This is a genomic window from Bradyrhizobium manausense (genome assembly GCF_018131105.1).
Taxonomy (GTDB): domain Bacteria; phylum Pseudomonadota; class Alphaproteobacteria; order Rhizobiales; family Xanthobacteraceae; genus Bradyrhizobium; species Bradyrhizobium manausense_B.
Window position 1 is genome coordinate 171851 of record NZ_JAFCJI010000005.1, and the last position, 26794, is coordinate 198644.

Sequence of the window (26794 nt, forward strand, 5' to 3'; positions counted from 1 at the left end):
ACGCGAGTGGCACCTTCAACGCTCCACCCTACTTATGTAAGGGTCTGAACCCGAAAGCCCCAGCCCGCTACAGAAACCTCGTGACGTCCTTTCTCGATCCCCTGATCTCCTTCGTTTCAGTCCATGCGTGGCTGGCCTACCTGACCCTGTTCCTGGCGGCGCTTCTCGAAGCGGTTCCGGTGGTGGGGTCGGTCATCCCCGGTTCGACCATCATCCTGGCGCTGAGCGCATTGGTTCCCGGCGGCGACCTGAAGCTGCAATGGGTGCTGCTGGCGGCCGTCATCGGGGCCGTGCTCGGCGACGGCTCGGCCTACTGGCTCGGGCACCTGCAGCAGCGCAAAATCCTCAACACCTGGCCGCTGACCAGATATCCGCGCGTGATCGAGGAGAGCGAGACCTTCTTCAACCGCTTCGGCACCTGGGCCGTGTTCTTCGCCCGCTTCGTGCCGCCGATCCGCGCGTTCGTGCCTGTGACCGCCGGTGCGCTCGATATGCCGCCGGCGAAATTCTACGCGGTCAATATCCCCGCGATCCTGGTCTGGGCGCCGGCCCATGTGCTGCCGGGCGTGCTGGCGGTCTCGGCCTTCCACGAATATTTCGGCGTGGCGCACCACGGGCATCCGGGCAAGCATCTCTGGATCTTGACGGTGGTCGGGGTGGCGATCATCGCCGGCCTGGGCGTCTTGTATTATCGCCGGCGGCAGAACGGCGTTGTCGCAGCGGCCAAGCCGCAGGCCTGATTGGCCTAAGAAGCCCCCGCCCTTCTTCCCGGCGCCGGTCCCACATATCTCGCCCGCGGCCGGATCAGCTTGCCGAACTGCAACTGCTCGCTCGCATGCGCGATCCAGCCGACGCTGCGGGCCATGGCGAACACCGCAAGCTCACTGCCGGCGGGCAGACGCAGCGCGTGCACGAGCACGGCGAGCACATAGTCGATGTTGACGAACTCGCCAGTCGCCTCCGCGATCCGCTCCGGGACCTCGCGGGTGAATTTGCGCGGCGCACCGGCGCGCGCCAGCGCGTTCAACAGCGACTGCGCACGGGGATCGCCGTGCTTGTAGACGCCGTGGCCAAAGCCCGGAAAGCGTTCGCCGAGCGCAACGCGCTCGCGCACCATCGGCTCGACGTCACGGTCGACCAGCGTCTTCACGAGTTGCGAGGCCAGCACGCCGGCGCCGCCATGCTTCGGCCCCTTCAGCGCAGCGAGGCCGGCAATGACGGAGTCGTAAAGACTGAGCCCCGTCGAGGCCGCGCAACGCGCAGTGAAGGTCGAGGCGTTCAGTTCGTGATCGGCCAGCAGCACCAGCGCGCGACGGATGAGATCAGGCGCGTGCTTGTTGTCAGGCGCCCAGGCGCGCGCGATCTGCTGATGCAGCGGCTCCGGCGACGCCTCGGCATTGAGCATGGTCGCGACCAGCAGCCGGACGATGCGTCCGCCGACCATCGCCCGGCCATCGGGCGCGCGCGTGAAGGCGCGCGAATCTGCGCTCGTCGCCAGCGCGAGCACGGCGATGGCGCGGTCGATCGGCGCGGCGCGGCGCGCAGCGTCCGCAATCGCGCGCATCTCGTCGGAGATTTTCGGCTGATTGTCGGGCGCGAACGGATCGACGTCCGAGACGTCCCAGAGCAGCGTTGCGGTGTGCTCCAGCGTGTCGTTCTCGGCGAGATCGACGCAGTTGACGCCGCGATAGATCGCGCCCTCCTCGGTGATCGTCGAGATCTCCGTGTCCATGACCGGGAGGTCAGCATCGAAGCTGCGCAGGCCGCGCGGCTCCGGCGAGGGGACCCGGCGTTCCTTGAGGGCGCGGACGTCCTCGGCACGGTAGCGGTTCTTGCGCGAGTCCGGCGTCGGCTCGGAGCGGATCAGGCCGCGGCTGACATAGGCGTAGAGCGTGGCCGGCGAGATCGCGAGTTCGGCCGCTGCTTCCCGGGCGGAGAGATAGAGGCCATCATAATTTTTCATATTGATTTATGTAATCAAGATTGATCAATCTGTCGAGAGGACCGATTTTCCCTTGGTGCACTGCAAAAGGGAGATTCGGGCCATGAACATCCATCTTACGAAAAGCCAGATCGGGCTGGACGGCGTTCCCGCGGCCGAAACCGTGCTGAGCCATGTAGATGGCGAGCGCGGCGAGCTGATCATCGCCGGCGAGCACGTCGGTACCCTCGCCGCGAAGTCGAGCTTTGAGGGCGTCACCGCCCGGCTCTGGAATGGGGCCAGCAAGACCAACCTCACGGAAGCCAATGTGCGGGCGAGTCTGGGCGCGGCGCGCGAGCGCGCTTTCGCGCGGCTCTCCGAACTGCTGCCGGCGACCCGGGGCATGGGCATCATCGACGGGTTTCGTGCCGCGGTCGCGGGCCTGCGCGCCGAGCACGGCCTCGAGCACGAAGCGACCATCGTCGGCGCGTTTCCGGTGATCGCAGGCGCGCTGGTGCGCCGTGCCAAGGGGCTCGAGCCGGTCGCGCCCGATCCGACCGTGAGCCACGCCGCCGATACGCTGCGCATGCTGCAGGGGCGCGCACCCGCCGCGCGCGAGGTCACCGCATTGGACGCCTATCTCGTCACCGCCAGCGACCACGGCATGAACGCCTCGACCTTCACCGCGCGCGTGGTGGCCTCGACGCAGGCCGATCTGTTCGCAGCCGTTACCGCCGGCTATTGCGCGCTGACCGGTCCGCTGCATGGCGGCGCGCCGGAGCCCGTGCTGGAAATGCTCGATGCGATCGGCTCGCGCGAACGCATCCAGCCTTGGGTGGATGCGGCGCTTGCGCGCGGCGAGCGGATGATGGGCTTCGGCCATCGCGTCTATCGCGTGCGTGATCCGCGCGCCGACGTGCTCAAGACCGCGGTCGAGGCGCTCGCGACCAACGGCACCGACCTGCCCTTTGCCGGCGAGGTCGAGGCCTATATTCGCGCAGCGCTACGCAAGAAGAACCCGGAGCGGCCGCTGGAGACCAATGTCGAGTTCTTCACCGCGATCCTGCTCGACTCGCTGACAATTCCAAGACAGGCGTTCACGCCGATCTTCGCGGTGGCACGTGCCGCCGGATGGACCGCACATGCACGCGAGCAGCAGCGGACGGGACGGTTGATCCGGCCGAGTTCGTCCTATGTGGGGGCGATGCCGGAGGCGTGACAAAGTAGCTCGGTAAAACACGACAGCGGAGCCAATACTCCACTGTCGTCCCGGCGCAGGCCGGGACCCATACCGCGCGATCTATCGATAAGGGATGGTGACAGTACCGCGGGAAGACTCTTCACTACGAATCTTCGCCAAACTGCTCCCTGGGGTTATGGGTCCAGGCCTGCGCCGGGACGACACCAGAGAATACTGCGCGAGGCGTTACGCCTCCCGCACCACCGTCTTCAGATAATTATACGCCTTGATGATCTCGATCAGGCGATCCTCGGTGGAGCGGTCGCCGCCATTGGCGTCGGGGTGGTGCTGCTTCACCAGCGCCTTGTACTTGCTCTTGACGTCGGCGAGCGTGGCACTCGGACCGAGGCCCATCACCTGAAGCGCCTTGCGCTCGGCGTTCATCACCTTGCGCGTTTCGACCTTGGGCTGGGCGGACTCCGGACCCTTCCGCCAGCCGGTGCGGCCGTTGAGCTCCTGGAACATGCTGAAGGGATCGAAGGCTCCGTCGATCTCGGCTTCCGCGCCTTTCTTGACGCCGCCATTGGCGCCCATCTTCCAGGTCGGACGGTGACCGGTCAGCGCATCCTTCTGATAGCGCGCGACGGCGTCGGCATTCATGCCGGAGAAGAAATTGTAGTTCTGGTTGTACTCGCGCACGTGGTCCAGGCAGAAGTGCCAGTACTCGCGCTGGTTATCGCGGCCCTTGGGTGCGCGATGCGCGCCCTTGTTCTGACACCCGGTCCATTCGCAGGCGACCACAGTGTCGCGCGGCTTCACCTCGGGCTGCTTGCCCCGCGGCTTGACCCGGATGGAGTCGAAGAACTTTGATGAATCGATCGGCATGGCTGACTTTGACTACGCAATGCAAAAACCTTCAAGTCTTGACATTGCAATTAGGACGAGACCCCGGCAATTGACGGAGAGCGATCGCGCGCTTTAATGGCAAACATGGCTACCAAAGATACTATCAGCAACAAGTTGCAGGAAGCTTTCACACCGGAAAGCCTCGAGGTCGTCGACGAGTCACATTTGCATGAGGGCCATTCCGGCCATCGGCCGAGCGGCGAGACGCACTTCCGCGTTTATATCGTGTCTCAGGCCTTCAAAGGGAAGAGCCGGGTTGACCGTCACCGCATGATAAATGCGGCTCTGGCCGCGGAACTCTCCGGCAGCGTGCACGCGCTGGCAATCCACGCGCAGGCGCCGGGGGAAGGCTGACTTCGCTTACCCTCCCGTTGAGGGTCCAGCACCTCATCAAGGATGGTCGTCATGCCCGGGCTTGTCCCGGGCATCCACGTTCTTCGTTCGAAACAGTAAGACGTGGATGGCCGGGTCATAGGCGAGCGGAAGCGACGCCGTCCTTCGGACGGCTATGCCCGGCCATGACGATGTGGAGGCGAAAGTGCCATCAACCGCCGCGTCAAAACGACGTCCCGGCCCGTCTCGGCTTCGCCTCTTCCAGCTCCGCATCGCGCGGGACCGGTGAAATACGGAGCGCGGTGATGCGGTTGCGCTCGCGGCGGAGCACGCGGAAGCGGAAGCCGTGGAAGGTGAAGCTCTGGCCGCGGTCGGGGATCGAGCGCGCCTCGTGAATGACGAGGCCGGCAACCGTGGTTGCCTCTCCATCAGGCAGGCGCCAGTCCATGGCGCGGTTGAGGTCACGGATCGGCACCGAGCCATCGACCACGACGGAGCCATCCGGCTGGGCGCGCACGCCGGCGACCACCACGTCGTGCTCGTCGGAGATGTCACCGACGATCTCTTCCAGAATGTCTTCCAGCGTCACAAGGCCTTCAACTTCGCCGTACTCGTCGACGACGAGCGCGAAATGGGTCTTTCGGCGGCGGAATGCCTTGAGCTGCTCGGACACCGGCCGCATCTCCGGCACGAACCACGGCGGCAGCGCGATGGTGGAGACATCGATACGCGAGGTGTCGCCGTCGGAAGCGCGGATCGCGCGCAAGAGGTCCTTGGCGTGGAGCACGCCAATGATGTTTTCCGGCTTCTCGCGCCAGAGCGGAATGCGGGTGTATTCGGTCGCCAGCACTTCGCGCACCAGATCCTCCGCCGGCAGATCGGCGTTGATCAACATCATCTCGGTGCGATGAATCATGACGTCGGAGACCTGCAGCTCGCGCAGATCCAGCAGGCCACCGAGCATGTCGCGGTCCTGCTTCTCGACCTTGCCCTCATGGTGCAGCAGGTCGACCGCGCCGCGCAGGCGTTCGGTCGGCGACAGGATCGCCTGGTGCTCCCCGGCGAGGCCGAACAAGCGCATCAACAGCCGCACGATGACTTCCACCACCCGCAGCAGCGGCCCCAGCACATACATCGTCAGCCGCATCGGGCGCGCGACCGCGAGCGCCATGCGATCCGGCGCGTTGATGGCGATGGTCTTGGGCAGAACTTCCGCGAAGATCACGACCAGCGCGGTCATGACGCCAGTGGCGTAGAGCACGCCGACATCGCCGAACCAGGCCGTGAAGATGCTGGTAGCCAGTGCCGAGGCGCTGATATTGGCGATGTTGTTGCCGAGCAGCAGCGCGCCGATCAGGCGCTCGCGCATGTCGAGCAGTTGCGAGACCACGTCGGCATCGCGATTACCCTGCTTGGATAGCCGCAGCATGCTGGCGCGCGAGGCGCCGGTCAGCGCTGTCTCGCTCGCGGCGAAGAAGCCCGAGACCAGCAGGCAGACGATGACGATGGTGAAGCCGAGCCAGTCCATGCACCACTCGAATTTCTTGCCTTGACGCGTGTTCTTTACGCGAACCGATACCCACTTCGCCTGGAAACGCTCTCTAGCGCATCAGGCCTTCTGCGCGAGCTTCTCTTTGAGGAAGTCGCGCACCGGGGTCGGCTCAACGTCCTTTGCGATGACCGCGCGGCCCACCGCCTCGAGCAGGATGAAGGTGAGCTTGCCGCGCTTGACCTTCTTGTCCTGCGCCATCAGCGCCATCAGCGCGTCGGCATCGGCGAGGCCTTCCTGCGCGAAGCCCGCGATGTCCTGCAGGCGCGTCGGAAGGCCGGCTTCGATCAGATGACGCTCGACGCGGACCGCCTCGAGCTCACCGATCATGCCGAGTCTGGCCGAGAACTGCGCCGCCAGCGTCATGCCGATGGCAACGCCTTCGCCGTGGAACAGACGGTCGGAGAAGCCGGTCGCGGCTTCCAGCGCGTGTCCAAAGGTGTGGCCGAGATTGAGCAGCGCCCGCTCGCCGGTCTCGCGCTCGTCGCGCGAGACGACGCCGGCCTTGGCGCGGCAGGAGGTCGCGATCGCATGTTCGCGGGCAGAGCCGCCCTGGAAGATGTCCGCGTGGTTCTTCTCCAGCCAGGTGAAGAAGGCCTCGTCGCCGAGCACGCCGTATTTGGCGACCTCGGCATAGCCGGCGCGGAATTGCCGCGGCGACAGCGTGTCGAGCACAGCGGTGTCGGCGACGACAAGCACCGGCTGGTGGAAGGCACCGAGCAAATTCTTGCCCTGCGGCGAGTTGATGCCGGTCTTGCCGCCAACGGAGGAATCGACCTGCGCCAGCAGCGATGTCGGTACCTGCACGAAATCGACACCGCGACGCAGGATCGCGGCCGCAAAGCCGGCGAGATCGCCGACCACGCCGCCGCCGAGCGCGATGACGAGATCGTTGCGCTCGATCCTGGCCGCGATCAGGGCTTCGCTGACTTTTTCCAGCCCCGCATAAGTCTTGGAGATCTCGCCTTCCTCGACGACGACACGCGAGGTCGGAATGCCGGCGGCCGCGAGCGAGGCTTCCGTCGGCTCGAGCCAGTATCTTGCAACGGTGCGATCGGTGACGATGGCGGTGCGCACGCCGGGGCGCAATGCGGCAACGCGTTCGCCGAGCGACGACAGCACGCCGCGGCCGATGACGATGTCATAGGCGCGATTCTCCAGCGCGACGCCGACGTTGACGGGATCGGAATGTTTCAGAGGCGCAGTCATCGAACGGCACTCGCGACGTCGGCAGGAGATTGTGTGGCCGGCTCGCCGCAGAGATGCGCGTGCAACGTCTCGAGGGTCTCATCGACAATTCTGTCGTGCGGCACGTCGCGCGAGGCGATGGTGAGGTCGGCATGGCTGTAGACCGGCTCGCGCTCGGTGAGCAGGCGCGTCACGGTGCCCTCGGGGTCGGCCGTCTGGAGCAGCGGACGGTCGGCGCGGCGGCGCACGCGGCGCATGATGACGTCGTGGTCGGCCTTGAGCCAGATCGAGATCGCCTTGGCCGCGATGCGGCTGCGCGTCTCCTCGCGCATGAAGGCGCCGCCGCCGGTCGCCAGCACCAACGGCCCGCCGTCGAGCAGGCGCGCGATCACCCGCGCCTCGCCGTCGCGGAAATGCGGCTCGCCATGGCGCTCGAAGATCTCCGGTATGGTCATGCCGGCCGCCGCCTCGATCTCGGTGTCGGCATCGACGAACGGCAGCTTGAGCCTGACAGCCATGCGGCGACCGATGGTGGACTTGCCGACGCCCATCATGCCGACCAGCACGACCGAACGCGTGCCCAGGGCCGACAGGATGTCGGCCTCCGGGTTCGCTTGTGCTGGCATCTCGGCGTCAGACATCATTTTGCTCGATTGGATCTCGCTCAAACTGCCGCCAGGGGCGGCATCCCGGCCACCTATACGACCCCCTCGGGGCCCTCGCCAGAGGACTCTTGCCACGAAACGGCGAACATGTTGGATGATTTCATTGATTAATTTGCAAACCTGAGACCTCGTCGAGACCTTGCCCGATGCCCAGCCTGTTCCGCTTCCTGACGGTCGTCGCCGTGATTGCCGGCATCGTCTATGGCGCGGTGTTCGCGCTGGCCAACTTCGTCAATCCGAAGCCGCGAGAAATGACGGTGACGATCCCGCCGGATAAATTTCTCAAGAAATAGGAGCTAGCCTCCGGGGCATGCGCAAATCCTCCGCCAGCAAGCCCTCCGACGCCAAGCTTACCGGCCTGTTCCTCGACATGCTCGCGGCGGAACAGGGTGCCGGGCCCAATACGCTCGACGCCTATCGCCGCGACCTCACCGATTTCTCGGAGTTTCTCGGCCGCGCCGGCCACGGCTTTGTTGACGCCGAAACGCAAGTCCTGCGCGACTATCTCGGTGATCTCGATGCGCGCGGCTTCAAATCCTCCAGCGTCGCGCGGCGGCTCTCGGCAATGCGGCACCTGTTCCGCTTCCTCTTGAACGAGCGCATCAGAGCCGAAGATCCCGCAGCGATCCTGTCGGGCCCCAAGCGCGGCCGCGGCCTGCCCAAGGTGCTGTCGATTTCAGATGTCGACCGCATGCTTCGCCGTGCCAAGGAAATGAGTGAAGCGGCGGACGCCTCGCCGTCGCAGCGGCTGCGCGCTTTGCGGCTCTATTGCCTGCTCGAAGTGCTCTACGCCACGGGCCTGCGTGTCTCCGAACTGGTGTCGCTGCCGCGCTCGGCGGCGAAGCGCGACGCCCGCATGATCGTGGTGCGCGGCAAGGGCGACAAGGAACGCCTGGTGCCGCTGAACGAAGCTTCGCGGCAGGCGATGGCGGATTATCTCGCGGCGACAGAAGCGGCGAAGGGCGAGAAGAAGGGCAGCGTCGCCACAGCGAAATGGCTGTTTCCTTCCTTCGGCGAGAGCGGGCACCTGACGCGGCAACACTTTGGCCGCGACCTCAAGGAGCTCGCGGTCGCCTCGGGGCTTCAGGCGCGCCTGGTCTCCCCGCACGTGCTGCGGCACGCGTTCGCCAGCCACCTCCTGCACAACGGCGCGGATTTGCGCATCGTGCAGACCCTGCTCGGCCATACTGACATTTCGACCACCCAGATCTACACCCATGTGGTCGAGGAGCGATTGAAGAGCCTGGTGCGGGACCTGCACCCGCTGGCGGAGAAGTAAGCAGGTCTCGTGCCCCGGGCACATGCCGCTTGCGGTCCCGGCTCTGCGCAGCAGCGCTATAGAAGCGCTGCAGCGCGTCCGGGACACGAGATCCCAACCGGGAAGACAACCGAAACCGCCTTGACTTCGGCCACATCTCCGCAGAAAGAGCCGTGGCCCTGTCAGTGATTTGGCGCGCTCCCGGGAGCGCACAGGTCAACCCATTGAAGAAGCTACACTTCTTGACGAGAAGCCAACCTCGCTTCGCCTCTCCGCCCCGTCCCCCTATATTGAGTTGATGCCAGACCAGATGCGCAGCTATCTCGACTTCGAAAAGCCCGTCGCTGAGCTCGATTCCAAGGTCGACGAGCTCAGGACGCTTGCGGCCAACGGCACCGACATCGCTGAGGAGATCGGGAAGATCGAGGACAAGGCGGCGCAGGCGCTGGCCGACCTCTATCTCAACCTGACGCCGTGGCAGAAGACGCTGGTCGCGCGACACTCGCAGCGGCCGCATTTCAACGACTTCATCAAGGGCCTGATCACCGAATTCACCCCGCTCGCCGGCGATCGCAAGTTCGGCGAGGACGAGGCCCTGGTCGCGGGCTTCGGCCGCTTCCGCGGCGAAGCCATCTGCGTGATGGGCCAGGAAAAGGGCGATTCCACCGAGAGCCGCATCAAGCACAACTTTGGCATGGCGCGGCCGGAAGGTTACCGCAAATGCGTGCGGCTGATGGAGATGGCCGAGCGGTTCGGCCTGCCGGTGCTGTCGCTCGCCGATTCCGCCGGTGCCTATCCCGGCATCGGCGCTGAAGAGCGCGGCCAGGCTGAAGCCATCGCGCGCTCGACCGATGCCTGCATGGCGCTGACCGTGCCGAACGTCGCCATCATCACCGGCGAGGGCATGTCGGGCGGCGCCATCGCCATCACCACCGCCAACAAGGTGCTGATGCTGGAGCACGCGATCTACAGCGTGATCTCCCCGGAAGCCGCCTCCTCGATCCTGTGGCGCGACGGCAGCAAGGCGCAGGAAGCCGCCAACAACATGAAGATCACCGCGCAGGACATGCTGCGCTTCGGGGTGATCGATAGCATCCTGAAGGAGCCGGTCGGCGGCGCCCATCGCGACCCCGCCGCCATGATCGCCACGACGGGCGACGCGATCGCCAAGGCTTTTGACGAGATGCGCGGCCTGGATGGCGACGCCATCCGCAAGCAGCGCCGCCAGAAATTCCTCGATATCGGCCGGAAACTGGGCTGATTCGGACGGTTTTTAATGCCGTAGGGTGGGCTCGCCGTCGGCGTAACTCACCCTACCGGACCTGCTCAGACCGTTCCGGTAACCCCGCATTAACCCTTTTTTTGCCCAAATCAGCGATCTCAGTAGCTGTTTGGCTGCAAAGCCCAAGTTCCGGCCCAGTTTAAGTCTTCGTTGACCACGCCTGTCGGCCAACGGGCTCGTGATCCCCGGTCGGGTTGCGACCCCAAGGCCCGGAGGTTAGAATTTTAATCAATGGCTTCAGGGCATAAGCGCTGGGGCTTGGTCTGACAAAGTCCGGATATTCCGGTCAGCCCATGCCCGACGATTGGGGTTCGCGCTCCTTGCCCGGCACGTTGTGGGGTCCATCTTGAATTCTCGTTCGCTTGCTCGCGCGCTCTTGGCTTCGGTTGCGCTTGCCGCCAGCATTGTGCTTGCCGGCTGCGATACCGATCAGGTGTCGCTGGCGACCAACGCCAAGGCCAACCAACCGGTCCCCCCAAAGCTCGTCGCTGCGATGGGCGAGAAGGACATGGATCTGAACTCGCCGATCCTGATCCGCCTGTTCAAATCAGAAGCCGAGCTCGAGATCTGGAAGCAGACCCGCTCCGGCCAGTTCGCCTTGCTCAAGACCTATCCGATCTGCCGCTGGTCGGGCGACCTCGGCCCGAAGGTGCGCGAAGGCGACCGCCAGGCGCCGGAAGGATTCTACTCGATCAATCCGAGCCAGATGAATCCGCAGTCGGCCTATTACCTCTCGTTCAACACCGGTTTCCCCAACGCGTTCGACCGTGCTTTGGGACGCACCGGCTCGCAGTTGATGGTGCATGGCGATTGCTCCTCGCGCGGCTGCTACGCGATGACGGACGAGCAGATCGCGGAGATCTATTCGCTCGGCCGCGAGTCCTTCTTCGGCGGTCAGAAGGCGTTCCAGTTCCAGGCCTATCCTTTCCGGATGACGCCGGTGAACATGGCCAAGCACCGCAACAATCCGAACATGGCCTTCTGGAAGATGATCAAGGAAGGCTATGATCATTTCGAGGTGACGCGGCAGGAGCCGAAGGTCGATTTCTGCGAGAAGAAGTACGTGTTCGACGCGGCCAAGGCCCCCGACGCCAAGCGCGATCCCGTGTTCGACGCTTCCGCCAAGTGCCCGGCCTATATCGTCCCCGAGGACATCGCCAGCGCCGTGCGCGAGAAGCAGCAGCGCGACGAAGCCGAGTACAACAAGCTCGTCGCCAGGGGCACGCCGGTGGCGCGCATGAACACCGGCATCGACGGCGGCATGAACAAGGTCTTCGCGGCGAAGATTCCGGAAGGCTCGACCGGCCTGTCGGACGGCGCCGAAGGCAATACGCTGCAGATGCTGGCGATGTCGAAGGCGCCGGGCACGATCCCCGGCACCGTCAACCCGCCGAAGCCGAACTTCGAGCCGACCGCCGCCGCCCCGCAAGGAGAGCCGGTCGTCGCAGTCGCCGCACCCGCGACCAACACCCGCGTCGCGACCGCAGCGCCTGCAGAGAAGTCCGGCGGCTTCTTCTCCAATCTCAGCCGCAAGATGGGCATGGGCACCGCCGACACGACGGCGACCACGCCGCCGCCGCAAGCGACCGCCTCGGTCGCCCCAGCGCCCGCAGCACCGAGCACAGCCTCCAAGCTGAAGACCGCAGTGAGCCACCTCATCCATCGCGATACTGCGAAGGACAAGCCCGCCGTCGCCACGAAGCCCGCTGAGCCGGCAAAGCCCGCCGAGACCAAGGTCGTCGCCGCAACGCGTCCCGCGCCGAAGCTCCCGGCGAACGACGCCGCGGCTGGCGGCTCGCAGATGGCCGGCGCGGCCCCGGTGGTGTCGTCGAACTCGTTCGACAGCCGCTTTGGCGCGGTGAAATAGGCCGACGCTCGGCGCTAAACCGCTACGGCGCCAGGTAGCGCATCAGCTCCGGATTGCCCCTCACCTCGCCCGCCGCGCCCTGCAGCGCGACGCGGCCACGATCCAGCACATAGGCATAGTCGGCGACACGCAGCGCAAGGTCGAGGTGCTGCTCGACGATGATGACGGCGATGGTCTTGGCGAGCTCGATCAGGCGTTCGGTGATCTCCTCGATCACGCCGATCCAGACACCTTCGGTCGGCTCGTCCAGCAGCAGCAGTTTTGGATCGCCCAGCATGGCGCGGCCGATCGCGAGCATCTTGCGCTCGCCGCCGGAGAGCGTGCCGGCGGGCTGGTCGAGGCGCTGGCCGAGTTTCGGGAAGATGGTCAGCACGCGGTCGACCGCGCCGGCATCCTTGTTGAAGAGCGAGCCGACCGCGAGATTGTCGCGCACCGACAGGCGCGCGAACACCGAGTGCTCCTGCGGCACATAGCCGATGCCGGCGCGCACGCGCTCCTCGGGCCGCCTGCGGCTGATGTCGCGGCCGTCGAAACCGACCTCGCCCTTCCATGCCGGCAGTTCGCCGACAATGGTCTTCATCAGCGTGGTCTTGCCCGCGCCGTTGCGCCCGAGCACCGCGACGCCGCCGCGCCAGGGAATGCCGAGGTTGACGTCGAACAGGACCTGGCTGCGGCCGTAGCCGGCGTCGAGATGCTTGATGTCCAAAAATTCAGGCACGGCGCAGATAGATCTCCTGGACGGACTGGTTGGCCTGGATCTCCGACACCGTGCCCGATGCCAGCACCTTGCCCTGGTCGAGCACGGTCAAGCGATCGCAGATGTCGCGGATGAAATCGAGATCGTGCTCGACGATGACGAGCGAGCAATGCTGCTTGATCGGCTGCAGCAACTCGCCCGTGACGCGGCGCTCCTCCAGGCTCATGCCACCGGTCGGCTCGTCGAGCAGCAGCAGCTTCGGTTTGCCGGCGAGTGCCATCGCGATTTCCAGCCATTGCTGCTGGCCATGCGACAGCGCAGCCGCCGCATCGAAGGCGCGATTCGCAAGGCGGAACTGCGTCAGCATGGTCATGACCTGATCGTGCAGCGCACCGCGCGTGCGCGAGAACACGAGATCGAACAGTGAGGACTGCGCCTGCAGCGCGAGCAGGATGTTGTCGTAGAGCGTCAGCGACGGTAGCACTGATGTGATCTGGAATTTCAGGCTCATGCCGGCGCGCGCCCGCTCGGTCGGCGTGAACGTGGTGATGTCGGCGTTGACGAAGGAGACTTTGCCTTGCGTCGGCGCCTCGGCGCCGGCGATGCACTTCATCAGCGTGCTCTTGCCGGAACCGTTCGGGCCGATCAGGCCGTGAAACTCGTTCTCGCCGACCGTGAGCGCCGCGCCGTCGAGCGCGGTGAGCTTGCCGAAGATCTTCGAGATGCCCGCAGCCTCAAGGAGCGGCATCGCGATTCTCCTTGATCCTGGCACCGAAGCTGCCGACGCGCTCGCGCTCGCCGAGGACGAAACTGATCAGGCCGAGCGGCCGGAACAGGATCACGAGCAGCAGCAGCAATCCCAGAATGATCGGCCAGACGTCGCGGTAATTATCCGACAGCCAGAAGCTGACGCCCTCGACGATGACGGTGCCGATGACGGCGCCGATCAGCGTGCCGGAGCCGCCGAACAGCACGTAGAGCACCACTTGCGTCGAGACGACGACGCCGACCATGTTGGGCCAGACAAAACCTTCGTGGAAGGCATAGAGGCTGCCGGCGAGCCCTGCGATGGCGCCGCCGATCGCAAAGATGATCGCCTTCAAATGCTGTGCCTTGTAGCCGAAGAAGGCGATGCGCTGCTCGTTCTCGCGCAGGCCGGCGAGCGCGAGGCCGAACTGCGAGCGCACCAGGAAGCGGCAGAGCAGGTAGACCACGACAAGGATGCCGAGCACGAGATAATAGAACACCGGACCTTCCGAGAATTCATAGCCCCCGAGCGTCATCGACGAGATCGAGGGGATGCCGTTCTGGCCGCCGAGATAATACCAGCCGCGCGCGAGACGATCGGCGGCGTAGGAGCCGGTCAAGGTCCCCAGCGAGACGAAGATCACGCTGGAAGGGTGCCGGCCCAGCAGCAGGAATCCACCGAGCAACAGCGCAAAGGTGAGGCCGATCAGCGTCCCCGCCGGCAGCACCACGAGGATGTTGGTGATGTCGAGGTCGCGCGCGAGCAGCGCCACGCCATACCCTGCCGAGCCGAAGAACAGGGCCTGGCCGAAGCTCATGATGCCGGCATAACCCCAGACCAGATCGAACGACAGCGCGAACAGCGCGAGGATGATCACGCGTGTCGCGAACACCGTGAGGTAATCCTGCAGCACCAGCGGCGCGACGAGCGCGGCGACCAGCACCACGCCCTCCACGATCGGCAACACTTTTCGTCCCGCGACGGCTTGCGCCGCCGCTCCGTGTTCAGTCATTGCGACGTCCATCTCCCCGCCGATCTCGGCGGGGATCGCCTGCTTTACTGCGCCCATCGACTTCGGCATTCTAGCGTAACATTCCTTCTCAGCATTCCTTGGGATCGACCAGACCTTCGCTGCGCGCGACGATCTCGTAGTTCCCGCCCTTGGCGACCGCCGTGTACATCTTCATCTTGCAGTGCCGCTTGCCCGGCACCATCTCGGCCGGCCCGCCCGGACCTTCGGCGATCTTGGCGTGGTCGAGCGCCGCCGCGACCGACTCGCGATCGATCTTGCCGGCTTCCTTGACGGCGGCTTCCCACAGCTTGAGGCCGCGATAGGTGCCGGTCGCAGCACTTCCGGCGGCGAACAGGAAGTTGCCCGGAAAATCCTTCTCGTAGGCGGTCTGGATCTTGGCGTCGAACGGGTTCTCCTTGGTCAGCACCTTGAAATAGTCGAGGCAGCTCGCAAGGCCCTCGATCTCGGCGGCCTGGTTGATGTTGAGCGTGTTCTCGTCATAGTAGACGCAGGCAAGACGTCCGCCGTTCTTGAGGAAGCCCGCTTCATAGAGCTGCTTGAAGAACGGACCGACGCCGGGCGGAATGACGGTGTTGAAGACGACGTCGACCTTGTTGGAGATGATGCGGTTGACGGTCGCGGAGAAGTCGATCTGGTCGAGCGGATAGTATTCCTCGAACACCACCTCGCCGCCGTTCGCCTCGATCACCTTGCGCGCATAGACGTTGAGCGTGTGCGGCCAGACATAGTTGGCGCTCGGCAGCGCGAACTTCTTGCCGCCGTTCTTGACCAGCCAGGGGATGAACTCGTCGCATTGCTGCGCCGGCGTCGGCCCGGTGCAGAACAGGTAGGGCGTGCACTCCTTGCCTTCGTAGAGCTGCGGGTAGATGTAGAGCGTCTTGCCGCGCGCGACGATCGGGTCCTTGATCGCATTGCGCATCGACGAGGTGATGCCGCCGAGCACCATGTCGACCTTGTCGCGCTGGATCAGCTTTCGCACGTTGCCGACCGCGACCGACTCGTTCGAGGCGGTGTCCTCGATGTAGAGCTCGAGCGGACGGCCGAGCAGGCCGCCGGCGCCGTTGATCTCCTTGATCACCATTTTCGCGACATTGGCGTCGGCATTGCCGGCGTAAGCGATCGGACCGGTGAGGTCGGTCGCGATTCCGACCTTGATCGGAGCCTCGGCGGCATTGGCCCAGGGCGCTGGGATCACCCAGCTGCCGACACCGGTTGCGACCGCGCCGGAGGCGAAAGCGAAATTGGACAGAAAGCGGCGGCGTGAAAGCTGCGTGCGATCAAACATGTGATTAAACCCCTTTTCCAGCGATGAGGCCCTGCGGCCGGAACTTGATGAAGGCAATGGCGAGAACGAAGACGAGGACGTCGGCGACCACGGGCGCCATGATCCACGGCAACGCGGCGCTGAGCGTGCCGATCACGCCGGCGCCGGCGACGGGGCCGATGAAGGAGCCGACACCGCCGACCATGACGGCGACAAAGCCCTGGATCAGGAAGCGGATGCCGAGATCGGCGTAGAGGCTGAACACCGGCACGATCAGCGCGCCGGCAAGGCCCGCGAGCGCGGAGCCGAACGCAAAGGTGGCGCCATACATCAAGGGCGTGGAGATGCCCGAGGCCCGTGCCAGCGACGGGTTCTCCAGCGTGGCGCGCATGCGCAGGCCAAAGCTGGTGCGCGACAGCAGGAGATAGCAGCCGACCATTACCAGCGTCGTGATGACGATGATGGTGAAACGCCACGCCGAGATGTGCATGGTACCGATGTCGATCGAGCCGCCGATCGGCTCGGGCACCGTGAGATAGAAGCCGCCGATCAGGCCGCGCACGGATTCGCGGATGATCAGGCCGAGCGCGTAGGTGCCGAGCATCGCCACGATCGGTGCGGCGTAGAAGCGACGGATGATCAATGCCTCCAGCACGAAGCCGAGCGCGCCGACAAGGAAGGGCGCAGCAACCATGCCGGCCCAGATCGGCAGGCCGTTGGCGTAGGCGAGGTAGGTGATGTAGGCCCCGAGCAGGACGAACTCGCCCTGCGCGAAATTGAAGATGCCCATCATGCTGGCGATGATCCCGAGCCCCAGCACGATCAGGACGATGATCGCGCCGAAGCTCAGGATTTCGAAGGCCGCGACGAATGCGTTAGCCATACGTTGGATTCTTGTTTTGACGCGTTTTCTTGACGCGAACCGGCATCCACTTCGCTCGAAAACGCTCCGCAGCCCACCCCGCCTGCATCAATACGCCCCTTACATCTTCTTCCAGTCGCCGATCTGCTCGAAGGCATGGGCGGCGCGGTAGATGGTGGATTCCTCGAACATGCGACCGACCAGCATCAGGCCGACCGGCAAGCCGTCGACCATGCCGCAGGGCAGAGACATCGCGGGATGATGGGTGATGTCGAACGGCGCGGTATTGGAGATCATCTCCAGCGCACGGGCGATGTAGTCCTCGCGGCTGGCCGTGGGCTCCGGCAGCTTGGTTGCCTTCATTGGCGTCGTCGGCAGCAATAGGAGGTCGTAATCCCCAAACGCCTTGTCATAGGCCGCGGTCAGGCGCCGCGAGATATTGAGCGCCTTGCCGTAGTAGCGGGGACCGAAGGTGTTGTTGATGTAGGTGCCGAGCATCAGGAACAGCTTGGTGGTCTCGGACAGCGAGTCCGCCTGACGCCGCCAGCCGCGATGGAAATCCATCAGCGTGGTGGAGTAGAGGTCGGCACGGGAGAGGCCGTAGCCGTCGCCATACATCATGGTCTGGGTCATGCCCTCGGTGCCGATCGGCGTCCAGATCGCGGGCCCGAGGAGGTGCATCGGGATCGATACGGTCTCGACGGTGGCACCGAGATCCTTGAAGCGCTTGGCGGCCTCGCGCACGCTTTCGTTGACGGCGGCTTCCGCAGTGGCCTGCTCGAAGCCTTCCTTCAGGATGCCGATCTTCATGCCCTTGACACCCTGGCCGAGAGCCTTGGTGTATTCCTCGACCTTGGGGGCCTTGATGCGGGGATCGTAACCGTCGTCGCCGGCGAGCACTTCGAGCAACAGCGCGTTGTCGGCGACGGTGGCCGTCATCGGGCCGGTATGATCGACGAAGATCTCGATCGGCATGATGCCGGTGTAGGGCACGAGGCCCCAGGTCGGCTTCATGCCGTAAGTGCCGCAGAACGAGGACGGCATGCGGATCGAGCCACCCTGGTCGCCGCCGATCGCCATGTCGACCTCGCCGAGCGCAACGACGACGCCGCTGCCAGAGGAGGAGCCGCCGGCCGAATAGCCCATCTTGTAGGGATTATGGACGGCGCCGACCGCGTTGGTGTGACTGCCGCCGGACATGCAGAAGTTTTCGCAATGCACTTTGCCTGCGATCTCGGCGCCGGCGTCCAGCATGCGCGTGACGATGGTGGCGTCGAAATCCGGAACGTAGCCCTCGAGCGTCGTCGAGCCGTTCATCATGGGAACGCCGGCGAGCATGATATTGTCCTTCAGCGCGACGGTCTTGCCCTTGAGCTTGCCGCTGGCTGCGCCCTTCACCGTCGACTTGCGATACCAGGCGTTGCGCGGATTCTCCTCGGCCGACGGCTGGTAGCCGGGCGTGCGCGGATATTTGACCTCCGGCACCTCGTCCGGCATCGCGCCAACGAGATTGTAGGCTTCGATGGAGCCTTGCATCAGGCCACGGAACGAGGCGACATCGTCGTCGGTGAGCGAAAGGCCGCACTGCCTGGCGACATCGCGAAGCTGGGCGGGCGTGGGAAGGACAACTGTCACGGCGCTCTCCTGAAGTTTCTTGAAACGAACATTGGGCGTGGCCGGCCCGGCGCGACGCACACACGGGCCTCGCCAAAACATTCAAAACGGAAATATTTTCCTTTTCAAGTATTGTTTTGGATTGAGCCGTGTGCGAGATCGCCGCGCCGGAGTCAGACCGGCTTGATCAGCTTGAAGTCGAGACCGTCGGCTTCGGCGAGATACATCTGCATCCGGGCGTGACCGTTGCGAATGACGACCGGGCCGCGCGCGCCGCCGTAGACGATGTTGCGGCCGGCCGCGAGCATCGGCGTCATCGACAGCGAGCCGGCCTTGTTTGCGACCGCTTCGAGAAAGCGCAGGCCTTCATAGCTGGACTGGCCGAGCGAGCCGATCGGCGCGGCGTTCGGCCCAAACATCTGGTGGTAGCGAATCTGAAAATCATCGTTGGCGCGCGAACCGACACCGGGGAAATAGCCGGAGGCGCAGAACATGTTCTCGCTGTTGTCCGCACCGATGCCGAGCAGCACGGTCTCGTCCATCGCGCCGGCGAGCCGCAGCGTCGTTGCCGCAAGTCCGCACTCGCCGAACGCGCGATTGAAGGTGATGCTGTCGGTACCGATCAGCGAGATCAGGACGACGTCCGGTCGGGCCGCGCGGATGCGCTCCAGATGAGCCTCGTGATTGTCCTCGCCGAGCGGCACAAACTCCTCGCCCACAACCCGTCCGCCGGTTTCCTTGATGTAGCGCTTCACCGCGCGATGCGACTGCCAGGGCCAGACATAGTCGCTGCCGATCAGGTACCAGCGCGCCGCTTTCTTGACGTCGGCCAGCCAGTGGATCGATGGCCGGCTCTGCCAACGCGGCGTCTCGCCGATCGCCATGACGCCCGGCGTCAGTTCGCCGCCTTCATAGACAGGCGTGTAGATGTAGGGGATGCGGTTCTCGGTGGTGATCTTGCGGAGCGCGACGCGAACCGCGCTGGTGTGCATGCCGATGATGAGATCGATCTCATCGTCGACCACCGCCTGCTCGGCACGATCAAGGACACCATCAAGCGGGCCGCCGGCATCATAGATCGACAACTCGATCTCGCGCCCCAGAATGCCGCCGCGCTTGTTGATCTCGGCGACGGCGAGCTGCGCGGTGTTGGTGGCGCATGGCCCCCAGATGCCGGGCGAACCGCTGCAGCAGATGAAACAGCCGACCCGCAGCTTGTTGGTGCCGCGTCGTCGGAAAAGCGCGTCGTCGCTCGGCGACAACGCACCACCAGCCGCCGATGACGACAGATTCCTGAGCAGCATCGACGGCGGCAACGCCGGGCCGTCGTGAGCCGGGAAGTTTACCGTCGCGCGCACGCCAACTCCTGTCTGGCACCAGACCTGAAAGCATATTCTTCGGGCGACCGCGGCCTTCGCCCTTTTGTTAGGCAATCATCCTATTTTGAAAATATTGAATATTCAACAATTGAAGTGCATATAGAAGCAGCATTGATTGCAAGACATTCACTCATTTGGGTCAAGCCGAAGTCTTAGCCGTGGCAAAACCGAACACCCCCATCACCGAACACCTTACTTATCTGCTCGCGCAAGCTAACCGCGAGATCAACCGGCAACTCGAACTCAGGTTGAGCAAGGAAGGTGTTCCCGTCGAGCAGTGGCGCATCCTGAAAGTTCTCTCCGATGGCGATGGTCATTCGATGGGCGAACTCGCGGACGCCGTGCTGCTCAATCATCCGACCCTGACCAAGATGATCGACCGCATGGTCTCGGACGCGCTGGTCTATCGCGTGCAGGATCCGAACGACCGCCGCAAGGTGCTGATGTTCATCTCCGACCGCGGCAAGGTGCTGTGCAAGAAGCTCAACTCGCTCGCGGTGGACCAGGAGGAGCACATCCTGGAGAGCTACGGCGACAAGTCGACCAGCGAACTCAAGCGGTTGCTGGAGAGCTTGATCGACAGTTCGAATTGAGGCGAAACCGCGCAAAGGAGCGTGCCGGCATGCAAATGGCGGCCGGCGTACGCAGGGACATTTCGTCGCCCTTCCGCATGATGATTGACTGATGTAACGTTTGCCGCAGCCGCCACAGGGCAGTGCCGAAGGCCCGATAGATTGTTAGCGGCAATTTGCCCACGGCAGGGCACGCAATCCTTCATTGATCTGTTTTGAACCGGCGCTTTTTCATCGCGCCGGATGGACTGCATACATTTCATCCATCACTCGCTCCCGAGAGGAGAAGTCATCATGCATTTCTGTATGACAGGACAGTACACGCCAAAATCGCTCAACAGCATCATGGAGAATCCCAAGACCAATCGCTACGAGGCGGCCAAGGCTCTGATCGAAGCTGCGGGCGGTAAACTGATTTCGATGTACAGCACAGCTGCCGAAGGCCCCGGCGTGCTGGTCATCTTCGACGTGCCGGACCCCACTGCTGCGCCGGCCATTTCGGGCACCGTGGTCGCATCGGGTGCGATCCACAACGTCACCCTCAAGCGCCTGTGGACGCAGGACGAAATCATGCAGGTTCGGCTGAAGGCGACCGAACTGCGGGGCAAGTATCGGCCGCCCGGCAGCTAGAGATCGCGCATGGGTTCATGAAGTGGCGTAACAGATGCCCCGATCAAGTCGAGCCGGGGCATCACGCCGAGACAAGCTCGCGCCATTACGCGTACCGCCCGTGGCAGTGCTTGAACTTCCAACGGAAGTAAAATTGCGGAGTAGTTTCAACAGCCTGCAGTCCTGCCACGGGCGCTGTCAATCTTTTGTCGAGAACCCTGCGCCTTCTTCTGTGCATCTTGGGCTGATGGAGTGCCCTTGCTCTCCCAGAGTCTCTGATGCGTTTCGGATTGGCCCCAGTGTCTCGGACCCCGCAGCTAGCTCGAACACATCGTCGGGCTTCGTCTTGGGTGCGGGGTAGCTTTAGCGTTTTGGGGTGCGGGTAGCGACCGGGAGTTTCACCGGGGAAATTGGGGCAGCCCTTCAGTGGTGCGTACGATCATACTTGCCGCCTGAGGTCGTTGCTATGGTCGCTCGGACGGTGATGAGGCCGAAAGCCCATTAGAAAAATGGCTGGCTTGATGGCGTTCTATACATGCAGACCTGCATGGCAAGACTGTTCGTCTGCAGTGCCGAGCAGGACTAAATAGCAGCGACAATCCCGGTAGCCCTACAACCTGGCTGCCCAGCATCGGCATCTCAACCGGTGCACCATCACTCGCATTATCGACTTGGCGTGGTCTATCTCGACGCCCTGTTACGTCTGGCGTGAGACGGAATACAGAATGTTCGGCGAGAACAAACCCAAGCAACAACTCAAAGCAAAGGCCTTGGCCCGAGCACGATGAGGGCAACGCAACGCTGCGACCCTCGAGGATGTAGACGTCGACCAATTGGCTCTACAGACTAGCGTTGGAACTGAACGTAAACGGGAGATCGCTCAACCGCCCCGTACCAGCAATGGTGATTCAAATTGGTGTGTGACGGGGCTATATGCAAGCTTCTCGATCGTGCTTTGGCCGTCGTCGGCTGAAGTGTGATTGAAGGCAACTGCAAGATAGACCACGGTACTTGATCATAGATTTAGATTCCAACATCAAAGCCACGAACGTAGTGAGTATCGTCCGTAGGACGATTGTTGACGGTTAGATGATGGTGACGGTGATGGTGACCGATGTTGCTTCGGTCGCCGAGGTGAACGACCGGCCGCCAATTACACAGAAGCCAATAAGAGCTTCGCAGCGGCTTCGCCGCTTACACCATGGTGATGGTTCGGCTGAACGATTGATTGAAGGTCTACCGCAGGATTGTACCTTGGCACTTGGGTCTTCTGCCGCTCGTCTCTCTGAAGTGATGTCCCCACGTAAAATGTCAACTAAGGATGACCGCCAGGCATTTTGTACAGCGCCCGCATGGCGAGCTAGATCGATGATACGAGGACCTCGCCATGTCTCCATCCTTCGCTCGATCTAAATATTCTCGGTCGCCCATGCCAAACGCCAGTTTTTGGCCCTTCTGGTTGATTTTAAAGCAATATTCATTCATCACAAAATCGTGAGAATATGGCTGCGGTAGAAAGTTCATTGGGTCGCAGAAGCCCTTAGGAAGGCCACCGGTGAGTTCAAAAATGCGGCGCTGAAAATCGGCCCTCGCTAACCACTAGTCGTCAAGATCTTTCATTATTGCTGATTTGCCGAACTATCGGCCGGTTGCGGATTACGTGAGACGCCTTATCCTTTTCGTCGGCGATGGTGATCGTCCACTGTGATTGTTAGGACGCAACACCACAATTCAACCGGATCAGAGGACTGACATGACCAGAGGTAACGATTCTGGCCACGGCGGAGCTGTGGCTACTCAAGAGAGCGGATCGAAGGTGCAGCAACGTTCGATCTCCCGCTCCAAGAAGCAAGGCATTTGTGAGATCGAGAAACAAGCCAAAAGGCTCCTGCTGAAGGAAACTGAAGCAGGTGGCATGTTCTACGGACTGAAAGTCGTCGCACATATCGCCCCTGAGACGGTCGAGGGCCTTCTCAAGCTGGCTGGAAAGGCTGGCGATCTAAATAGAGCGAGGGTGCAAGTCATGAAGGAGTACGGTGAAGATGTACTCTGAGGATCAGTCCCGAGGCATCGCTGAGAGGGGTCAGGAAAACGTCGACGCTACGGCCGCTCAAGCAGTCGGGCCAAGTGGCGTGGCGCCAGGGGCAGAACCGGAAGGAGAGTTGCATCGAACCAGCGATGAAGACGACTTCTGGTCATCATTCACCGTGCCCAATCACCGAGCAGCAATATTTGCTGCTTACAATGGCGGATTGGGACCTATAATGGAAACCGCAACGGCTTGTCTGAAGGCAGAGACACAGCTCGACCCTGCCCAGAAACAGGCGCTGTTGAAGGATCTTCCTTTTCGGCCACCAAGTTTCTCGAAGTACGTGAGGATTGGGCAGGACTGCCGGCTCCACGATCCAAACATTCGCAATAAGCTCCCGCCGAAGTTCACGGTACTGTATCTGCTGTCGCAATTGAGCCAGGACGACTTTGCTGCAGTTGTCCAGGACGGCATCTTGAGGTGCGGATTGCGACGGAGCGAATTGGAGCAGTGGATTAAGGTTCGTAGAGAGCCGAAGATAGGCAAGCCGAAGGTCTCAAAGCTGCCGAGAGCGTTTGCCGCAGCTCTTAAGCCCCTCTCAGTTTTGCCGCTCGACAAAGAGGTGGAGGAAGAGTTTCGGAACAGGCTGAAGATGATGGGCGCCGAATTCAGCATGGAAGTCGTGTTTCCAACGGACAAATACATGACCGATCGAGAGCACGCTCTGCAGCACATCCGGGAGGAGGGCAGAAAGGTCGTTGATCATTTCGTCAGCCAAAAGCGGCAGAAGCTGAAATCATACAGCGGCGAGACTCCCTCCTATCTCAAGAAGAACCCTGCAGCCGCCTTTGGGGACATCTGGATCGACCACAGCGCTGACATCGAACGGGTGCAAAGCGTGCTTGCACATATCGGGCGGGAAAAGGAATTCGAGTTGATCCGAGCAGCCGCATTTGATGTCTACGGCATTCCTGACGAGAGCGGCGAACGTTCTCCTGCCGAAGATCCTCCGAGCACTGCTGAGACGGAGGGTGTTGTGGAGCAGTCGGGTGATAAGGACGAAAGCTCGATTTAATGAGCTCGTGGTAGTACAATATCGGTACGAGCCTTGGCACCATTCGGCGGTTCGATCATGGGTAGCAGAGAGTTGGCCAACCGATGCCTTCTGAAGCTCGTCTGTCCCAAAAGATCGGCTTTGAGTACTCCTTCATCTTCGCTTGTGCGTAGGGCTGTTTTATGCGGCGCCGGCAAGCAGCCGTTCCGCATAAATATGGCAAGTCAAGACCGACAAGGCAGAATGAAGAGCAGAGAGAAACAACAAGCCTTGACGGCTGTATGCGACACCACGCACTGGCGGGCGGTCGTCGCACTAACGTTGAATCTGAAGCAGTCAGTGCCTACGCCAAATGGCGGTTTCGCTCTTGTCGACGAACAGGCTTGCAAGAAGACGTTCAAGCGGTTCTGCAACTCTCTAAATAGGGAGGTCTACGGAGCCGCACATCGGCATCATAAGAAACGTCTCCGAATCATTCCCATCTTGGAGCACCCTGCATCGGGCCGATGGCATTATCACGTTGCAATCGAACCACCCGAGTTTATGGACGGGGAATCCCTAGCCGAACGGGCAGTAAAGCAATGGGAGCAAACTCCACTTGGCTATGGTCATGGCCATGTTTGCGCCCAGGCCGATAGCGGTTGGCTCCCCTACATGACCAAATTTCGAACTAAGGAAGTTTTTGAGGATTTCCTGGACTGCCTGGACGTCGAGGCACTCCACAACCCGATTGCAAGCGCTTAGTCGCTCCCTCGGACCGTTCGTTTCGTCGCCATCAAAAGGCCGAGCAGCCGTTCGGCTTTATTGATGGTCCATGACTTCCGTAGACATCATGACTGGCCACGGCCATCGTATCCACAGGATACTGATGGCCCAATGGCTGCTTACCAAAGTGGTGTAAACACGGATTCCGTGAACGGCAGTGAACATGAGCGAGCGCCGTGAGCGAATGCTTCTTGGCGCCTTGTTGACTAGGACACCTAAGTTGCCATCCATTGATGATGACGACCGTCGTTAGGTGAACTTCGGTAGACGTCGATTGATGAGTTTAGGCGGCCAAAAGCGGCTACCAAATTATGCGGCGAATGTGGTGCCGTAGTCGGCCAATAGCTTGCCGCATTCGAGAATGTCGAGATGTGACCATACCTCCTGCGCCGTCTCGTGGAACATTGCGTTGACTTGGCTCTCGATGACAGCTTTTTCGGGGGCACTTCGTCCGTATGTCGAAGCGTAAGCGTGCTTCACTCCGATCTTCCTGCCGTGAGATTTCGGCGCAATAAGCTCAACATTTTGCCGATGAAAGTGGAAGCCAAGGAATACGACGTGCTTGGCTTCTTCCAGGAACGTTCGCACTTCTTCTATCGCACCGCCACCCGATACTTCCTCGTTAAAGGTCTTGATGCCCTGCGATAGCAGGTCGATATCGACGCAGTACTCGTCATGAGGATCGCCACCAAGATGCAACCCGTTTGCGACGCCCTTCCATTTTAAGTCGGCGATTGCGCCATAAGGGTGGTGGATCACCAGCTTCGACATAAGCTCGGATGCTCTCTCCTCAGGCACACCGAAGCTCCGTTGAAGCGACTTCCATAGGTACTGTTCGACACATCGGTCGTAGTTGAAATTGATGATGGCGATGCTGTTGAAAATGCTGTCAAGGCTTCCTTGCACAGTCACACCCTGGACCAGGCTGTTCATGAAGGTGGCCAGCCAGGACTTGCGCACCTTCTCCTCGTTCTTGAAATTGAACGGATGCTTTGTCCAATCGATAAAGACGTCACACTTCCTCTCATAGTCCAAAATCACGTCCACGATAGCCATTTTACCAACGAGCTTGATTAGCTCATTATGACCGTGTGCATGGATATAAGTATCGATAGAGCCCATGTGGTGGGCCCCTTGGGCGATTGATGCAGCGGCACCAAAAAGCTGCTTGGTATCGATCTTTCGCATTGCAGATGCTCTAAGTATCGCATCATTTAGACGCTCGCCGTTCAGCCCTCGCCTACTCCCTTGCTCGGCTCGCCCGAACGTGAGCCGCTTCTCAATCTCTTCAATCAACGCCTTACCAGTTGGCATCGAAATGTCTACGCCGGCACCTGCACCGATCACAAAGGCGGTTTTTCCCCTGAACATCGAATCATCCCGGGTTGCATCCATAAAACCGAGACTAGCAGATATTGGTTGGTTTAGGCTGAAGCACTGTCCTTGCGGGGCGGATCTTTGGCAAGGCGCCTCGCCATCCACTTTCCTTTGCTAGCTCTCGCAGCTTAGTAAGCAAGAATCGCCGGGCCTGATTGCTAATGATGTGCAACGAGCCATTGCGCCCTGCGATCCTGAGCTCCTCGTCGTCCAATCTCTTCACACGGTATCCGCCCCCATTGCATCGGTGATAGAGCGAGTAGCGGATCTCGATAAGCTCGTCGAAGTTCGAAGGTGCATTCTTGCTAAGCCAAAGGATAATGTCCTGGTCAGTTGGGAAAACCGGTTTGTGGTTGCTGCGCTTGGATATGGCCTTATTGGCGATAGCCGGCAGCTTGATTGCCGCCGGCACCTCTTCGGGCCATGCCGTTCTTTCATATTTCATTTTGAGTCTCCATAGCGGCGGAGTGCCGCTTACGAGACTATTTAGCGCTCATTTAAAATCGGGCAGGCTGTGTGGATCACGGTGAAGTGTGCTGTTCATTCGGCTGTACTACCGCAGCCCACTGATGTGGTTGATCCATGGCGCCCCCAGCTGAAATCAACAACGTGTATCCGTGAAGTGACTTTCCGCCGGCGAGC

General features: G+C 62.1%; 26 protein-coding genes. 12 read left to right on the forward strand and 14 right to left on the reverse strand.

Going from position 1 to position 26794, the window contains the following annotated elements; all coding sequences use genetic code 11:
• Positions 1–80: 80 nt before the first annotated feature.
• Positions 81–740, forward strand: coding sequence for a DedA family protein (locus tag JQ631_RS29910; RefSeq protein ID WP_212333083.1), 660 nt, complete (start codon positions 81–83; stop codon positions 738–740).
• Positions 741–745: 5 nt separating this feature from the next.
• On the opposite strand, the gene JQ631_RS29915 is transcribed toward JQ631_RS29910, so the two are convergent.
• A complete protein-coding gene (locus JQ631_RS29915) occupies positions 746–1963 on the reverse strand; it encodes a citrate/2-methylcitrate synthase (RefSeq protein WP_212333085.1) in 1218 nt (405 codons plus the stop codon).
• An 82-nt stretch (positions 1964–2045) separates the two neighbouring features.
• Between JQ631_RS29915 and JQ631_RS29920 the strand changes: the two genes are divergently transcribed.
• Positions 2046–3140, forward strand: a complete 1095-nt coding sequence (locus JQ631_RS29920; protein WP_212333087.1) for a citrate synthase/methylcitrate synthase — start codon at positions 2046–2048, stop codon at positions 3138–3140.
• Positions 3141–3347: 207 nt separating this feature from the next.
• Here JQ631_RS29920 and JQ631_RS29925 read toward each other — a convergent pair whose 3' ends face one another.
• The gene (locus tag JQ631_RS29925) at positions 3348–3986 is read right to left on the reverse strand and encodes a J domain-containing protein (protein WP_212333089.1); all 639 of its coding nucleotides are present in this window, start codon (positions 3984–3986) and stop codon (positions 3348–3350) included.
• Positions 3987–4091: 105 nt separating this feature from the next.
• Between JQ631_RS29925 and JQ631_RS29930 the strand changes: the two genes are divergently transcribed.
• Entirely contained in the window at positions 4092–4361 is a 270-nt protein-coding gene (locus JQ631_RS29930; protein WP_212333090.1) for a BolA family protein, read from the forward strand.
• A 202-nt stretch (positions 4362–4563) separates the two neighbouring features.
• Here JQ631_RS29930 and JQ631_RS29935 read toward each other — a convergent pair whose 3' ends face one another.
• The 3 genes from JQ631_RS29935 to JQ631_RS29945 all read right to left on the reverse strand — a co-directional run bounded on the left by JQ631_RS29935 (position 4564) and on the right by JQ631_RS29945 (position 7718).
• Entirely contained in the window at positions 4564–5868 is a 1305-nt protein-coding gene (locus JQ631_RS29935; RefSeq protein ID WP_212333091.1) for an HlyC/CorC family transporter, read from the reverse strand.
• An 81-nt stretch (positions 5869–5949) separates the two neighbouring features.
• Entirely contained in the window at positions 5950–7098 is a 1149-nt protein-coding gene (aroB, locus tag JQ631_RS29940) for a 3-dehydroquinate synthase (protein WP_212333092.1), read from the reverse strand.
• Positions 7095–7718: a shikimate kinase gene (locus JQ631_RS29945; protein ID WP_212333148.1), complete on the reverse strand. Its 624-nt coding sequence runs from the start codon at positions 7716–7718 to the stop codon at positions 7095–7097. The genes aroB and JQ631_RS29945 overlap by 4 nt, the downstream gene beginning before the upstream one ends.
• A gap of 170 nt (positions 7719–7888) precedes the next feature.
• Between JQ631_RS29945 and JQ631_RS29950 the strand changes: the two genes are divergently transcribed.
• From JQ631_RS29950 to JQ631_RS29965, 4 genes are all read left to right on the forward strand, one after another.
• Positions 7889–8035 (forward strand): hypothetical protein, encoded by a 147-nt coding sequence (locus tag JQ631_RS29950; protein ID WP_057747440.1) that lies wholly within the window; start codon positions 7889–7891, stop codon positions 8033–8035.
• A gap of 17 nt (positions 8036–8052) precedes the next feature.
• Entirely contained in the window at positions 8053–9021 is a 969-nt protein-coding gene (gene xerD / locus JQ631_RS29955; protein WP_212333093.1) for a site-specific tyrosine recombinase XerD, read from the forward strand.
• A 277-nt stretch (positions 9022–9298) separates the two neighbouring features.
• Positions 9299–10261 (forward strand): acetyl-CoA carboxylase carboxyltransferase subunit alpha, encoded by a 963-nt coding sequence (locus JQ631_RS29960; RefSeq protein ID WP_212333094.1) that lies wholly within the window; start codon positions 9299–9301, stop codon positions 10259–10261.
• A 367-nt stretch (positions 10262–10628) separates the two neighbouring features.
• Positions 10629–12149, forward strand: coding sequence for a L,D-transpeptidase family protein (locus JQ631_RS29965; RefSeq protein WP_249161247.1), 1521 nt, complete (start codon positions 10629–10631; stop codon positions 12147–12149).
• Positions 12150–12171: 22 nt separating this feature from the next.
• Here the strand turns inward: JQ631_RS29965 and JQ631_RS29970 are convergent, their stop codons facing one another.
• From JQ631_RS29970 to JQ631_RS30000, 7 genes are all read right to left on the reverse strand, one after another.
• Entirely contained in the window at positions 12172–12867 is a 696-nt protein-coding gene (locus JQ631_RS29970) for a branched-chain amino acid ABC transporter ATP-binding protein (RefSeq protein ID WP_212333097.1), read from the reverse strand.
• Positions 12860–13594 (reverse strand): ABC transporter ATP-binding protein, encoded by a 735-nt coding sequence (locus JQ631_RS29975; RefSeq protein WP_212333099.1) that lies wholly within the window; start codon positions 13592–13594, stop codon positions 12860–12862. Before JQ631_RS29975 ends, JQ631_RS29970 begins: the two co-directional genes overlap by 8 nt.
• Entirely contained in the window at positions 13581–14675 is a 1095-nt protein-coding gene (locus JQ631_RS29980; protein WP_212333101.1) for a branched-chain amino acid ABC transporter permease, read from the reverse strand. Before JQ631_RS29980 ends, JQ631_RS29975 begins: the two co-directional genes overlap by 14 nt.
• Positions 14676–14694: 19 nt before the next feature.
• A complete protein-coding gene (locus JQ631_RS29985) occupies positions 14695–15912 on the reverse strand; it encodes a substrate-binding protein (protein WP_212333103.1) in 1218 nt (405 codons plus the stop codon).
• A gap of 4 nt (positions 15913–15916) precedes the next feature.
• Positions 15917–16774 carry a branched-chain amino acid ABC transporter permease gene (locus tag JQ631_RS29990; RefSeq protein WP_212333104.1) on the reverse strand — a complete coding sequence of 286 codons (858 nt, stop codon included), beginning with the start codon at positions 16772–16774 and terminating at the stop codon, positions 15917–15919.
• Positions 16775–16873: 99 nt separating this feature from the next.
• Positions 16874–18388 (reverse strand): amidase, encoded by a 1515-nt coding sequence (locus JQ631_RS29995; RefSeq protein ID WP_212333106.1) that lies wholly within the window; start codon positions 18386–18388, stop codon positions 16874–16876.
• A 152-nt stretch (positions 18389–18540) separates the two neighbouring features.
• The gene (locus JQ631_RS30000) at positions 18541–19725 is read right to left on the reverse strand and encodes a substrate-binding domain-containing protein (RefSeq protein WP_212333108.1); all 1185 of its coding nucleotides are present in this window, start codon (positions 19723–19725) and stop codon (positions 18541–18543) included.
• 179 nt (positions 19726–19904) lie between these two features.
• Between JQ631_RS30000 and JQ631_RS30005 the strand changes: the two genes are divergently transcribed.
• The 5 genes from JQ631_RS30005 (at position 19905) to JQ631_RS32650 (ending at position 24754) form a co-directional block, all read left to right on the forward strand.
• Complete coding sequence (locus tag JQ631_RS30005) at positions 19905–20339, forward strand: MarR family winged helix-turn-helix transcriptional regulator (protein WP_212333110.1); 435 nt, start codon at positions 19905–19907, stop codon at positions 20337–20339.
• A gap of 273 nt (positions 20340–20612) precedes the next feature.
• On the forward strand, positions 20613–20948 hold the full coding sequence (locus JQ631_RS30010) for a GYD domain-containing protein (RefSeq protein ID WP_212333113.1): 336 nt from the start codon (positions 20613–20615) through the stop codon (positions 20946–20948).
• A 1732-nt stretch (positions 20949–22680) separates the two neighbouring features.
• Complete coding sequence (locus tag JQ631_RS30015; RefSeq protein WP_212333115.1) at positions 22681–22980, forward strand: hypothetical protein; 300 nt, start codon at positions 22681–22683, stop codon at positions 22978–22980.
• Positions 22970–24031, forward strand: a complete 1062-nt coding sequence (locus JQ631_RS30020) for a hypothetical protein (protein ID WP_212333117.1) — start codon at positions 22970–22972, stop codon at positions 24029–24031. Before JQ631_RS30015 ends, JQ631_RS30020 begins: the two co-directional genes overlap by 11 nt.
• 222 nt (positions 24032–24253) lie before the next feature.
• The gene (locus tag JQ631_RS32650; RefSeq protein WP_433995535.1) at positions 24254–24754 is read left to right on the forward strand and encodes a rolling circle replication-associated protein; all 501 of its coding nucleotides are present in this window, start codon (positions 24254–24256) and stop codon (positions 24752–24754) included.
• Positions 24755–25084: 330 nt separating this feature from the next.
• Here the strand turns inward: JQ631_RS32650 and JQ631_RS30025 are convergent, their stop codons facing one another.
• Both JQ631_RS30025 and JQ631_RS30030 read right to left on the reverse strand, forming a co-directional pair.
• On the reverse strand, positions 25085–26146 hold the full coding sequence (locus tag JQ631_RS30025; RefSeq protein ID WP_212333119.1) for a hypothetical protein: 1062 nt from the start codon (positions 26144–26146) through the stop codon (positions 25085–25087).
• Positions 26147–26180: 34 nt separating this feature from the next.
• Positions 26181–26597 (reverse strand): hypothetical protein, encoded by a 417-nt coding sequence (locus tag JQ631_RS30030; RefSeq protein ID WP_212333121.1) that lies wholly within the window; start codon positions 26595–26597, stop codon positions 26181–26183.
• Between the last annotated feature and the right edge of the window lie 197 nt (positions 26598–26794).